Raw genomic sequence first — 12,960 nt, 5'->3', positions numbered from 1 at the left:
CCCGCACAGGGCCGGGATACTCATCGTCCGCTTCGCGGCGAGTCCTCGGCAGGGACCTTCGACCTGCGGTGACTCCTGGGCCACAGACGGCACAGGGACGCACGAAGAAAGCGAATGCCGGGAGCCCCGGCATCCGCTCTCTTCGTCGTTGATCAGCTCAGCGACACGTTCGATGTGCTGACCGGCACGGCGTAGAGCTCCTCGATGTCGGAGGCGAAGTCCGCGAGGATCACGTTGCGCTTGATGCTCATCTTCGGCGTGAGGTGTCCGCTGGCCTCGGTCCACTCGCTGGGGAGGATCGTGAACTTGCGGATGGACTCGGCGCGCGAGACGAACTTGTTCGCGTGGTCGATCGCCCGCTGCACCTCGGCGCGGACGGCGTCGTTCTTGGCGGCGTCCTCGAGGGACATGTCGGCGGGCAGGCCGTTGTTCGCCAGCCAGGCCGGCAGCATCTCGGGGTCGAGGGTGACCAGGGCCGCGATGAACGGCTTCTGGTCGCCGACCACCACGACCTGGCCCACGATCGGGTTGGCGCGGATGGGGTCCTCGAGGGCGGCGGGGGCGACGTTCTTGCCGCCCGCCGTGACGATGATCTCCTTCTTGCGGCCGGTGATCGTGAGGAACCCCTCGTCGTCGAACGAGCCCAGGTCGCCGGTCTTGAACCACTCGCCGTCGAAGGCGGCCGCGGTCGCCTCGGGATTGCGCCAGTACTCCTTGAAGACGTTGATGCCGCGGACCTCGAGCTCGCCGTCGTCGGCGAGCCGCATGCCGACACCGGGGAGCACCGGGCCCACCGTGCCGATCTTCGACTTCGTCGCCAGGTTCACGGTCGCGGGCGCCGTGGTCTCGGTGAGGCCGTAGCCCTCGAGGATCGTCACGCCGAGGCTGTGGAAGAAGTGACCGAGACGCGGTCCGAGCGGTGCCGAACCCGACACCGCGTAGACCACGCGGCCGCCCATCGCGGTGCGCAGCTTGCTGTAGACGAGCCGGTCGAACAGCGCGAACTTGATCTTGGTGCCGAGGGGCACCTTCTTGCCCTCCTGCTGCAGACGCGAGTGCTCGATCGCGGTGTGCGCGGCGGCGCGGAAGATCTTGCCCTTGCCGCCCGCCTCGGCCTTCTGCTCGGCCGAGTTGTACACCTTCTCGAACACGCGCGGAACGGCGAGGAGGAACGTGGGCTTGAACGACCCGAGCGCGGGCAGGAGCTGCTTGGTGTCGGGCTGGTGGCCCGTCTTGACGCCGGCGTGGATGTCGAGGATCGAGATGAAGCGCGCGAAGATGTGCGCCGTCGTGATGAACAGCAGCGTCGATGCTCCGGGCACCTCGACGACCTCGTGCAGCGCCTTGGCCGAGTTGCGCGTGAGCTCGACGAAGTTGCTGTGGGTCAGCACGCAGCCCTTCGGGCGCCCGGTCGAGCCGGACGTGTAGATGAGCGTGGCGATGTCGGCGCCGTTGGCGATGTTCCGCCGGCGCTCGATCTCGTCGTCGGCCACGGAGGCGCCCTCGGCGATGAGCGTGTCGAGGTCACCGGCCTGCATCTCCCACGCCGAGCGCACGAGGGGCAGCTCCCCCTTCACCTCGGTGAAGCGGGCGGTGTGCTCGGGGCTCTCGGTGATGATGGCGACGGCGCCGGAGTCGGTGAGGATCCAGGCGATCTGCGACGCCGAGCTCGTCTCGTAGACGGGGACCATCACGGCGCCGGCATAGAACAGCGCGAAGTCGACGAGCGTCCACTGATAGGTGGTGCGCGCGACGAATCCGACCTTGTCACCCGGCTGGATGCCGCCGGCGACGAAGCCCTTCGCGAGGGCGACGACCTGCTTCTGGAACTCCGACGCGGCGATATCGCGCCAGCCGTCGCCCTCGGGGACGGCGAAGAGCGCGAGGCCGGGCGTCTTCTTGACACGCTCGACCAGCAGGTCGGTGACGTTCGCCTGCGGATCGGCGGGGACGATGGCAGGGACTTCGAATTGGACCACGGCAGCTCCTTCGGTACCGGATTGCGGGAATCTCGGGTGGGTCTGAGCAGAGTCTAATCGGCTGTCACATCCGACTCACCGGCGGATGTGGACAGCGCCGCCTGGATAGACTTCAAGGCGCCGTCGCGGGCGCGCCGGCCGGAGAGGGAGACTGTGCTCAAAGTCGGCATCGACATCGGCGGGACCAAGATCGCGGGAGGCGTCGTCGACCCCGACGGGCACATCGTCGAGAAGGTCCGCGTCGACACCCCCGCCGACACCGCAGCACTGGCTCAGGCCGTCATCGACATGGCTCGCCACTTCCGCGCCGGCCACGACATCGCCGCCGTCGGCGTCGCCGCGGCCGGCTTCATCGACCGCCGGCGTGCGACCGTCATCCACGCGCCCAACATCGCGTGGCGCAACGAGCCGCTCAAGGCCACGCTGGAGGCCGGCATCGGCCTGCCCGTCGCCATCGAGAACGACGCCAACGCGGCCGGCTGGGCCGAGTACCGGTTCGGCGCCGGCCGGGACGTCGGGCACATGGTCATGCTCACGATGGGGACCGGCGTCGGCGGGGCCATCGTCCTCGACGGCGAGCTCTTCCGCGGCGGCCACGGCATCGCGGCGGAGCTCGGCCACATGCGCTTCATCCGCGGCGGCATCCTGTGCGGCTGCGGACAGAGCGGATGCCTCGAGCAGTACGCGTCCGGACGCGCCCTGCAGCGCGAGGCCAACGACATCGCCGACGCCGGCGGCATCGGCGACGCCCTCGCGCGGCTGCGGTCGGAGAAGGGCTCGATCTCGGGCCCGGCCGTCTCCCGGCTCGTGCTGGCCGGCGACCCCGGGGCCATCGAGGCGCTGCGGCGTGTGGCGACGGCTCTCGGCGAGGCGTGCGGCGGGTTCCAGGCCGTCCTCGACCCCGAGCTGTTCGTCATCGGCGGCGGCGTCGCGCAGCTCGGCGAGGACCTGCTCGCGCCGGTCCGCCTCGCCTACGAGACGTCGCTGCCGGGGTACGGCGACCGCCCCGTCGCGCAGTTCGCGATCGCCCAGCTCGTCAACGACGCCGGGCTCATCGGCGCAGCCGACCTGGCCACGCCGGAGGGCTGAGCGCGCGATGTTCTACTGGCTGATGAAGTACGTGGTGATCGGACCGATCGTCAAGGCGATCTGGCGCCCGTGGATCATCGGCCGCCGGAACGTCCCCGCCGAGGGTGCGGCGATCCTCGCGAGCAACCATCTGTCGTTCGTGGACTCGGTGTTCCTGCCGCTCATGATCGACCGGCCCGTCGCGTTCCTCGCCAAGAGCGACTACTTCACGGGCAAGGGCCTCAAAGGCTGGGCGACCCGCATGTTCTTCAAGGGCACCGGCCAGCTGCCCATCGACCGGTCCGGCGGCAAGGCATCCGAGGCATCCCTCAACACCGGTCTCCAGGTGCTCGGACGCGGCGATCTGCTCGGCATCTACCCGGAGGGCACCCGCAGCCCCGACGGCAAGCTCTACCGCGGCCGCACCGGCATCGCGCGCATGGCGCTGGAGGCGCACGTGCCCGTCGTGCCGGTGGTCATGGTCGACACCGACACGATGATGCCGATCGGCACCACGGTGCCGCGCATCGTGCGCGTGGGCATCGTGATCGGCGAGCCGCTGGACTTCTCACGCTTCCAGGGGATGGAGGGCGACCGGTACATCCTGCGCTCCATCACCGACGAGATCATGGTGGCCCTGCAGCGGCTGGGGGAGCAGGAGTACGAGGACGTCTACGCCTCGACGGTGAAGGACCGGCTGTCGACGCGCACGCGGACCGACGCCCGATAGCCGCGCCCTGACGCCTCGGCGAACAGCGCGTCACAGCGCACCGGGGCGCCGCGCCCCGCGGCTAGAATCGAGGGATGCTTCAGCAGCTCGATGCCCTCGACCACTGGCGGACCCTGCCCATCAAGCAGCAGCCCGCGTGGCCCGACGCAGAGGCGGTGGCTGCGGTGTCCGCTGAGCTGGCCACGCTGCCCCCGCTCGTCTTCGCCGGCGAGGTCGACAACCTGCGCGACCGGCTCGCGCGCGCCGCATCGGGCAACGCGTTCCTGTTGCAGGGCGGCGACTGCGCCGAGACCTTCGCCGGCGCCACGGCCGAGCAGATCCGCAACCGCATCAAGACGGTGCTGCAGATGGCGGTCGTGCTCACGTACGGCGCCTCCATGCCGATCGTGAAGATGGGGCGCATGGCGGGTCAGTTCGCCAAGCCCCGCTCGAGCGACACCGAGACGCGAGGCGACGTCACCCTGCCGGCGTACCGCGGCGACATCGTCAACGGCTACGACTTCACCGAGAACTCGCGGCAGGCCAACCCCGAGCGGCTGCTGAAGGGGTACCACACGGCGGCGTCGACGATCAACCTGATCCGCGCCTTCACCACCGGCGGCTTCGCCGACCTCCGCGAGGTGCACTCGTGGAACAAGGGCTTCGCGCAGAACCCGGCCAACCAGCAGTACGAGCGCCTCGCGACCGAGATCGACCGGGCCATCAAGTTCATGGAGGCTGCCGGCGCCGACTTCGACGAGCTCAAGCGCGTCGAGTTCTACACCGGCCACGAGGGCCTGCTCATGGACTACGAGCGCCCGATGACGCGCATCGACTCCCGCACGAACACGCCGTACAACACGTCGGCGCACTTCCTGTGGATCGGCGAGCGCACCCGCGAGCTCGATGGCGCTCACGTCGACTACTTCTCGAAGATCCGCAACCCGATCGGCGTGAAGCTCGGCCCGACGACCTCGCCCGAGACGACCCTCGCGCTCATCGACAAGCTCGACCCCGAACGCGAGCCCGGCCGGCTCACGTTCATCACGCGGATGGGCGCCGGCAAGATCCGCGATGCGCTGCCGCCGCTGCTGGAGGCCGTCAAGGACTCCGGAGCTGTGCCGCTGTGGGTCACCGACCCCATGCACGGCAACGGCATCACCACGCCCACCGGCTACAAGACGCGTCGCTTCGACGACGTCGTCGATGAGGTCCGCGGCTTCTTCGAGGCGCACCGCGCGGTCGGCACGTTCCCGGGCGGCATCCACGTCGAGCTCACCGGCGACGACGTCACCGAGTGCCTGGGCGGCTCCGAGCAGATCGACGAGGCGACCCTCGCCACCCGCTACGAGTCGCTGTGCGACCCGCGCCTGAACCACATGCAGAGCCTGGAGCTCGCCTTCCTCGTGGCCGAGGAGCTCGAGAAGCGCTGACCTCGCGCCGCTGACACGACGACGATCCCGGATGCCTCTCGCCGTGGCATCCGGGATCCGTGCTGTCGGCCGGGTGGGGGTGCGCGGCGGCTCAGCCGGTGACGGTGAGCTGGATGTACACGCGCGTGCCGCGGACCCGGAACTCACCGGCGGCGGGATCGGATGCCGTCACCTCGGTGATGTCGTCGGGCACGACGCCGAAGAACGCCGCGTAGTCCACCTGGAACCCGGCTCCCTCGAGCTTCTCGATCGCCTCGTCACGGCTGTCGCCGACGACGTTCGGCACCTCGAACAGCGGGGGACCGGTCGACACCACGAGCGTGACCATGTCGTTCGGCTGCCACGAGCGTCCTTCGGGGCCGCTGACGCGGATCACGCGGCCCTCCTCGATCGCGTCGCTCGCCTCGGTCGCACTCTCGTCGGCCACGACGAGCCCGACACCCTCGAGCGCGCTCCGCGCGGAGCCCTCGCTCTGATCCACCACGTCCGGGACCGGTCCGACCGAGACCGAGAGCCGCGCGGTGTCGCCCTGGTGCACGACGCATCCCTCGAAGCAGGCGACGTCCTGCGAGCCGTCCTCCGGCGCTCCGGCCGGACGGATCGAGACGTTGACGACCGTGCCGGGAGCGTCGTCGGTGAAGAACTCGGAGTTCTCGTCGACCGTCTGGACGGACTGCTCGCTCAGCACACTGCGGGCGTCGGTCTCGGACATGCCCGCGAACGACGTGAACGTCGCCTCGGCCGGGCCGAGCGAGACGAAGACGTTGACCTGGGCCTCGCGGTCGACGCGCGAGCCCTGCGGCGGATCGGTGCGGATGACGAGACCGGCGGCGACGTCGAGGCTGCTCTCACCCTGCTGCACGGCGACGAGCGTGTCCTGCTGCAGGCGGGCGGATGCCTCTTCATACGTCATGCCGGACACGTCGGCGACGGCCACGAGCGACCCGGGACCCGACCCGAAGTACCAGCCGAGCCCGCCGGCGAGCGTCGCCAGCAAGAGCACCGCGATCAGGAGCCAGGCGCCGCGCGTGCGCCGGCGCTGGGTCGCCCGGCGCAGGCGCCCGGCGTTGTCGACGTCGCCCATGGCGGTGGTGGGTCCGGTCGGCGTGCCGGGCAGGACCGCCGTGAGCTCGCCCGTCGAGGCGCCGTCGTCGCGCACGATCCCGATGGGGCCGGTGCGGGCGACGACGGGCGCGACGCCGAGCTCCCGCTCGATCTCGCGCAGGCGCTGCAGCATCTCGCGCGCGTCGAGGGGGCGGTCGTCGGGCGACCTCTCGGTCGCCCACAGCACGAGCTCGTCGAGCGGCTCGGGAACGCCCGGATTCTTCACGCTCGGGCGGGGGACCGAGTCGGTCGCGTGCTGGAAGGCGATCTGCATCGGCTGCTCGCCCTTGTAGGGCTGCTCGCCGGTGAGCATCTCGTACAGCATGATGCCGATGGCGTAGATGTCGCTGCGCGCGTCGGCGGTGCCGCGAGTGACCAGCTCGGGGGCGAGGTACGCGATCGTGCCGAGGAGCTGGGCGCCCGAGGCGGTGTTGGCCGTCGTGGCGCGAGCGAGCCCGAAGTCGCCGATCTTGATGCGGCCGTCCTCGGCCAGCAGGACGTTCTCGGGCTTGACGTCCCGGTGCACGATGCCGGCCTTGTGCGCGGCGGCGAGGCCCGACAGCACCGCGTCGAGGATCGAGATCGCCTGCGGGACGGTCAGCCGGCGCTGCTCGCGCAGGAGCTCGCGCAGGGTGATGCCCGGCAGGTACTCCATGACGAGGTACGCCATGTCGCCGTCCTGGCCCTGGTCGAACACGTTCACGACGTTCGGATCGGCCAGTCGGGCGGCCGCGCGGGCCTCCTGGATGAACCGGCTCTGGAACACGGTGTCGTCGCTCAGATGCCCGTGCATCACCTTGAGGGCGACGCGGCGCTCCAGCCTCAGGTCGGTCGCGACGTACACGGTGGCCATGCCGCCGCGTGCGATGCGAGCACGCACCCGGTACCGGCCGTCGACCAGACGGCCGATCAGCGGGTCCGTCTGCTGACTCGTGCTCACGCTGAGAGTCTACGGACGCGCACCTGCGAGCCGGCGGAGCGCCTCACCCTGCGACCGTACCGTTACCGACGGTTCGGCGGGCGCGGGCCTCACCCGAGGGCGGCGAGCCACGAGAAGGCGGGCGCCTCCCACTGGGCATACGCGTCGGGGTACGCCGAGATCTGCACGGCCTGCGCGGCCTGGGCGAACGACATGCCCTCCCAGCCGGGGATGTCCAGGAGACCGCGCGTGCGCGCGCCGTTCGGGTCGCCCGCGCCGCCGAAGAAGACCCGCGTCGCGCGCGCCGCGTCCTGCACCTCGGCCGCGGTGCCCCAGCCGTAGCTGGGACGCTGCTGGAAGAGCCCCAGCGAGTCCCGGTCGCCCCACGTCACGTTGCGCAGCGAGGACTCCTGCATCGCGGTGCCGAGCGCGATCGCGATGGCGCGGTCCGAGGCGCCGAGCTCGCGGCCGATCCGCACGATGAGGTGCGCGTTGGCTGCCTGCTCGGACGTCAGCCCGGGGACGGACGGACCCGATGCCGGGATCTTCAGCGTCTGGCCGGGGTAGATGATCGACGCCCGGCTGAGGCCGTTGGCCGAGAGCACCGCGTCGACGGAGACGCCGTGGCGGCCCGCGATCGCGCTGACGGTGTCGCCCGCGGCGACGGTGTACGACCCGGCCGCGGCGCCCGGGGCCGGAGCCGGAGCAGGGGAGGGGGCGGATGCCGCCGGCGCCGACGCACCCGGGATCGAGATCGTCTGTCCGGGGTAGATGATCGACGACCACCCCAGGCCGTTGGCCGACAGCACGGCGCCGACGGTGGCGCCGTGCCGCCGGGCGATGGAGCTGACGGTGTCGCCGGCGGCGACGGTGTACGCGCCGGCTGCGGGTGCGGCCGGCGCCGGCGTGGTCGGTGCCGGCGCGGGGCTCGCCGTTCCGGTGAGCTTCAGCACCTGACCCGGCTGGATGATCGACGACCAGCCGAGTCCGTTGAAGGCGAGGACATCGGCGACCCTCAGGCCGAAGCGCGCGGCGATCGCGCTGACCGTGTCGCCCGGCTGAACCGTGTAGGTCGCCGACGCCGCGTGGGTCGGGCGCACGGAGGCGGTCACGCCCACCGCGGCGGAGAGGGGGGTCGGCAGTGCGCGCACGGTCGCCGGCGCGCCGGGTCCGTGCAGCGTCGCGGGGAGGGGGCCGCGGGAGGCGGCATCCGTCCCCACGGCGTGAGCCGGAGCGCCCGAGAGCGCGAGGGCGATCGAACCGACGACGGCCGCCGAGACGCCGACGGGGATGCCGCGCGAGGCGGCGACGCCCTGGTGGACCTGGTTGCTGGTACTCCGGACTGATCGCACGAGACTCCCCCTCCGTCGACTCCGAAAACGCTGTCACGGATGTTTATTGGTGTCAACGCCTGTGAAAAAAGGGGCTTGTGTGACTGATGGGACAGGAGTCGCCGGATCCGGCCCGCGCGCGATCTGGGATAGTTGCATTCGTGACCGCTGACGACTCTTCGCGTTTCGAGACCGATTGGCTCACCCTTCCTGAGCTCGTGGAGGTGCTGGGCGAACCCCTGGGCCGGGTGCGCCGGCTCCTCGACGAGTCGCACCTGGTGGGCTCGCGCCGGGACGGCGTGCTCAAGGTGCCGGCCGTCTTCGTGGTCGATGGGCACCCGCTGTCGTCGCTGCGGGGCACCGCGATCGTGCTCCACGACGCCGGCTTCTCGGACGACGAGGTGATCGACTGGCTTCTGACGCCGGAGGAGACCATCGGCGCCGCGCCGATCGAGGCGCTCCTGGCCGGTCGCAAGAGCGAGGTCCGCCGGGTCGCCCGCACCCTCGCCTGATCGGGGGCGTCTCCGCCGGGGAAGAGGCGGGCCTCAGGTCGTCCGGACGGTCGCGGCGTGTGCCAGGTCGCGCAGCGCACCCACCGCCGCGTTGCCGAGGCGGGCGCCCGAGAGCGCGCGGTCGGCCTCATGGGCGTATTGCGCGATGAGCTGCTCGACCCGGTCCAGCGCGCCGGTGTCGACGATCGTCTGCTGCAGCGAGGCGATCTGCTGCGCGTCCAGCCCGGGATCGCCCACCATCTCGTCGAGGATCCGCCGTGCGGGGGCCGCCAGGGCCTCTCGCGCGTAGGCGATCAGCACCGTGCGCTTGCCCTCGCGCAGGTCGTCGCCGGACGGCTTGCCGGTCGCGGCCTCGTCGCCGAACACCCCGAGCACATCGTCGCGCAGCTGGAAGGCCATGCCGAGCGGATGCCCGAACGCGGCGAGGGCGGCCTCCTGCGCGGCATCCGCCCCGGCCAGCGCGGCACCGATCGCGAGCGGCTGCTGCACGCTGTACCGCGCGGACTTGTACGACGCGACGCGCAGCGCGCGCTCCGCGTGGCGGTCGTCCGGCTCGCTCACGAACGCCGACTCCTCGGCGATGTCGAGGAACTGCCCGAGCGTGACCTCGCGGCGCATCAGCGCGTACTGGCGGCGGGCGGCGGCGGCGCGGTCGGGGGAGAGCCCGGTCAGGCCCTCCTCGAGGAGGTCGTCGCTCCACGCCACGAGCAGGTCGCCGACCAGGATCGCCGCCGAGCGGCCGAAGTCGTCCGCGTCGCCGGCCCAGCCGGCGCGGCGGTGGCCCTCCTCCAGCGCGCGATGCGCGGACGGGCGGCCGCGGCGGGTGTCGGAGTTGTCGATGAGGTCGTCGTGCACGAGCGCCGCGGCGTGGAAGACCTCCAGTGCCGCGGCGGCCGCGAGCACCGGCTCGGGGGCGTCGCCCGCGGGTGACGCCGCTTCCTCCACCGCCCTCCACCCGGCGATGCAGAATCGGCCGCGCAGGCGCTTCCCGCCCGTCACCGCATCGGCGGCCGCATCGACGAAACGGGCGGCCTCGGGGCCGGCGTCGGCGACATCCTGTCGCCTGACCGTGACGAACATGTCCACTCGCTGGGAAATGGCTTCGATCGGCTCTGCGAGGGCGGACACGGGCCTAGCCTAGTGACGAAAGGCACGCGTACAATCGAGCCACCGAAGTACAGAGGGGGATGCATGCCACTCTCCGAACAGGAGCAGCGCCTGCTGGACGAGATGGAACGCCATCTCATGCGCAACGACGCGGACGTCGTCAGCGCGCCCCGCGGCGGACGCTCACTGAGCTATCGCAACATCGTCTACGGCACGATCCTCGTGCTGCTCGGCCTCGGTGGGCTCATCGTCGGCGTCTCGCAGCAGCTGATCGTCGTCGGCGTCATCGGGTTCGTCGTGATGCTGGGCGGCGTGATCCTCGCGATCACCCCCGGCCGCGGTCCCGGCAAGGCGCGCGTCGAGCCCGAGCGGCCCCCCAGAGCGCAGTCCAACTCCTCGTTCATGGATCGCATGAACGATCGCTGGGACAGGCGGCAGGAGGAGCGCTGAGCGTCCCCGCCGCCTGAGCAGCAGAACAAAGCACCGACCTTCGGGTCGGTGCTTTTTTTCGTGCCCGCAGGCACCCCGAGCGGTGCCGAGTGGGGGCGGCGGAGAACCGGTAGCGAGAAATGGTGGTCAAGTGGAGGAGAGTGGAGTAAAGTGGCGGACATCCCGGGGGGCCGGATTGAAGGGGGTGTGATGTACCGATGCTTTTGGGTACCCACACACCCAAGCTGGATGACAAAGGGCGCGTCATCCTCCCGGCCAAGTTCCGCGACGACCTTGGTGGGGGTGTCGTCGTGACGCGCGGACAGGACCGCTGCCTGTACGTGTTCAGCGAGAAGGAGTTCGAGCGGGTGCATGACCGCATCCGCGAGGCGCCGCTCGCGAACAAGCAGGCGCGCGACTTCCTGCGCATGTTCCTCTCGGGTGCCAGTGCCGAGAAGCCCGACGGTCAGAACCGCATCACGATCCCACCTCCGCTGCGCGCATATGCCGGCCTGGAGCGCGACCTCGTCGTCACCGGCGTGGGCGCTCATGCCGAGATCTGGGACGCCGCTGCGTGGAACACCTACGCAGAGGCCAACGAAGAGAGCTACGCCGAGCTGGAGCAGGAGGTGATTCCGGGCCTGTTCTGAGGCTCACGTCGCCTGAAGCCCGACTCCCAGCCGCTCCCGCCCTGACGCCACTTCCCCGGTGCCAGGTCAGAGCGGATGGGGATCAGGCTCCAGGGGACGGGATCCGCGGATGCCCTGTCGATCATGAACCTGCGCGACATCCACACCCCGGTCATGCTCGAGCGCTGCATCGAGCTGCTCGCCCCCGCCCTCAAGCGGGACGGCGCGGTCTTCGTCGACGCGACCCTCGGCATGGGCGGGCACTCCGAGGCGTTCCTCGAGCGGTTCCCCGGGCTCCACCTGGTCGGACTCGACCGCGACACCGACGCGTTGCGCATCGCGGGGGAGCGGCTCGCCCGCTTCGGCGACCGCGTGCACCTCGTGCACACCGTCTACGACGGGATCGCGGATGCCGTCGCCTCGGCCGGCTTCGCCGCAGCCGACGGCATCCTGTTCGACCTCGGCGTCTCGTCGCTGCAGCTGGACGTGGCCGATCGCGGCTTCGCCTACGCGCAGGACGCGCCGCTGGACATGCGCATGGACCAGTCCGCCGGCACCACCGCGGCCGAGGTGCTCGCGACCTACGGCGAAGGCGACCTGCGCCGCATCTTCGAGCGGTACGGCGAGGAGAAGCTCGCCGGACGCTACGCCCGCGCCATCATCGCCGCCCGCGCGGAGGCGCCGATCGAGCGCTCCGGCCGGCTGGTCGAGATCCTCCAGGCGGCGACGCCGGCGGCCGCGCAGCGCACCGGGCACCCCGCCAAGCGGGTCTTCCAGGCGCTGCGCATCGAGGTCAACCGCGAGCTGTCGGTGCTCGAGCGGGCCGTCCCGTCGGCGCTCGGCATCCTGCCGGTCGGCGGCCGCATCGTCGTGCTGTCGTACCAGTCGCTCGAGGACCGGCTCGTCAAGCGCGCCCTCGCGGATGCCTCGGCCTCGACCGCGCCCCGAGGCCTGCCGGTCGAGCTCCCCGAGCACGCCCCCAGGTTCCGGCTGCTCGTCAAAGGCGCCGAGCTGGCCACCGACGAAGAGCGCGCGGTCAACCCGCGCGCGACGCCGGTGCGCCTGCGTGCCGCCGAGCGAGTGAAGGAGGACTCATGAGCACCGCGAACGCCCTCGCCGCTCCCGCGCGGACCAGGGGTGCCGTCGCGCCGGATCGCGTCGGCGACCCGCGCCGCGGACTGCGGGTCGTCGAGGCTCCCGCCCGGCGCCGCCGCCCGAAGCTCCTCTACGGCGTCATCGCGGTGCTCGGGGCGTTCCTCATCGCCGGCGCGCAGATGGCGCTGTCGATCATGACGACCCAGGGGACGTACGAGATCGCCGCCCTGACGAGCCAGCAGCGCGACCTGACGTACGAGAAGCAGATCCTCTACGACGACGTCGCGGGCCTCAGCTCGCCGCAGTACCTCGCGGCCAACGCCGCCGCGCTGGGCATGGTGATCAATGAGGCGCCGAGCTACCTGCGGCTGAGCGACGGTGCGATCCTCGGGCCCTCGGAGGTCGCGATGGGGGCCTCGTCGGTCGACGCGATCGGCCGCGGCGCGGTGCCCAACGCCCTCATCACCGACACACCGCTGGTCACCGTCCCCGACGCCACCATCGACGGCGTCCCGGTGCAGACGGCGGGTCCCGGCGACGCCGGTGTCGGCAACACACCGCCGCCGATCACCGAGGGACTGCCGGTCCCGAGCACACACTGAACCCGGACACACCCCACGGCGATCGAGACCGAGACGACGACTC

General features: G+C 71.1%; 12 protein-coding genes. 8 read left to right on the top strand and 4 right to left on the bottom strand.

Going from position 1 to position 12,960, the window contains the following annotated elements:
- Window positions 1-152: 152 nt before the first annotated feature.
- Window positions 153-1,979, bottom strand: a complete 1,827-nt coding sequence (locus ACZBH1_RS17080) for an AMP-dependent synthetase/ligase (protein ID WP_463647005.1) — start codon at window positions 1,977-1,979, stop codon at window positions 153-155.
- Between the two features lie 153 nt (window positions 1,980-2,132).
- Here ACZBH1_RS17080 and ACZBH1_RS17075 point away from each other — a divergent pair, with 153 nt between their 5' ends.
- The 3 genes from ACZBH1_RS17075 to ACZBH1_RS17065 all read left to right on the top strand — a co-directional run bounded on the left by ACZBH1_RS17075 (window position 2,133) and on the right by ACZBH1_RS17065 (window position 5,189).
- A complete protein-coding gene (locus tag ACZBH1_RS17075) occupies window positions 2,133-3,068 on the top strand; it encodes an ROK family glucokinase (RefSeq protein ID WP_378880450.1) in 936 nt (311 codons plus the stop codon).
- A gap of 7 nt (window positions 3,069-3,075) precedes the next feature.
- Complete coding sequence (locus ACZBH1_RS17070; protein WP_336397776.1) at window positions 3,076-3,777, top strand: lysophospholipid acyltransferase family protein; 702 nt, start codon at window positions 3,076-3,078, stop codon at window positions 3,775-3,777.
- Window positions 3,778-3,851: 74 nt separating this feature from the next.
- Entirely contained in the window at window positions 3,852-5,189 is a 1,338-nt protein-coding gene (locus ACZBH1_RS17065; protein ID WP_336397777.1) for a class II 3-deoxy-7-phosphoheptulonate synthase, read from the top strand.
- Between the two features lie 91 nt (window positions 5,190-5,280).
- On the opposite strand, the gene pknB is transcribed toward ACZBH1_RS17065, so the two are convergent.
- Window positions 5,281-7,233 (bottom strand): Stk1 family PASTA domain-containing Ser/Thr kinase, encoded by a 1,953-nt coding sequence (pknB, locus tag ACZBH1_RS17060; RefSeq protein ID WP_463647004.1) that lies wholly within the window; start codon window positions 7,231-7,233, stop codon window positions 5,281-5,283.
- Window positions 7,234-7,322: 89 nt separating this feature from the next.
- Window positions 7,323-8,564, bottom strand: a complete 1,242-nt coding sequence (locus ACZBH1_RS17055; RefSeq protein WP_463647003.1) for a LysM peptidoglycan-binding domain-containing protein — start codon at window positions 8,562-8,564, stop codon at window positions 7,323-7,325.
- Window positions 8,565-8,704: 140 nt separating this feature from the next.
- Between ACZBH1_RS17055 and ACZBH1_RS17050 the strand changes: the two genes are divergently transcribed.
- The gene (locus tag ACZBH1_RS17050; RefSeq protein ID WP_378880461.1) at window positions 8,705-9,055 is read left to right on the top strand and encodes an Rv2175c family DNA-binding protein; all 351 of its coding nucleotides are present in this window, start codon (window positions 8,705-8,707) and stop codon (window positions 9,053-9,055) included.
- A gap of 33 nt (window positions 9,056-9,088) precedes the next feature.
- Here ACZBH1_RS17050 and ACZBH1_RS17045 read toward each other — a convergent pair whose 3' ends face one another.
- A complete protein-coding gene (locus ACZBH1_RS17045) occupies window positions 9,089-10,183 on the bottom strand; it encodes a polyprenyl synthetase family protein (protein ID WP_463647002.1) in 1,095 nt (364 codons plus the stop codon).
- Window positions 10,184-10,246: 63 nt separating this feature from the next.
- Here ACZBH1_RS17045 and ACZBH1_RS17040 point away from each other — a divergent pair, with 63 nt between their 5' ends.
- From ACZBH1_RS17040 to ftsL, 4 genes are all read left to right on the top strand, one after another.
- A complete protein-coding gene (locus ACZBH1_RS17040) occupies window positions 10,247-10,612 on the top strand; it encodes an SCO2097 family morphological protein (RefSeq protein ID WP_336397782.1) in 366 nt (121 codons plus the stop codon).
- Between the two features lie 197 nt (window positions 10,613-10,809).
- The gene (gene mraZ / locus ACZBH1_RS17035) at window positions 10,810-11,241 is read left to right on the top strand and encodes a division/cell wall cluster transcriptional repressor MraZ (RefSeq protein WP_336397783.1); all 432 of its coding nucleotides are present in this window, start codon (window positions 10,810-10,812) and stop codon (window positions 11,239-11,241) included.
- A gap of 123 nt (window positions 11,242-11,364) precedes the next feature.
- The gene (rsmH, locus tag ACZBH1_RS17030; protein WP_463647071.1) at window positions 11,365-12,318 is read left to right on the top strand and encodes a 16S rRNA (cytosine(1402)-N(4))-methyltransferase RsmH; all 954 of its coding nucleotides are present in this window, start codon (window positions 11,365-11,367) and stop codon (window positions 12,316-12,318) included.
- The gene (ftsL, locus tag ACZBH1_RS17025) at window positions 12,315-12,917 is read left to right on the top strand and encodes a cell division protein FtsL (RefSeq protein WP_336397784.1); all 603 of its coding nucleotides are present in this window, start codon (window positions 12,315-12,317) and stop codon (window positions 12,915-12,917) included. The genes rsmH and ftsL overlap by 4 nt, the downstream gene beginning before the upstream one ends.
- Window positions 12,918-12,960: the final 43 nt, after the last annotated feature.

The sequence above is a fragment of the Microbacterium sp. ZXT2-5 genome (assembly GCF_055329545.1).
The sequence above is the reverse complement of the archived record's forward strand: the minus strand, read 5'-3'. Positions and strand labels throughout refer to the sequence as shown.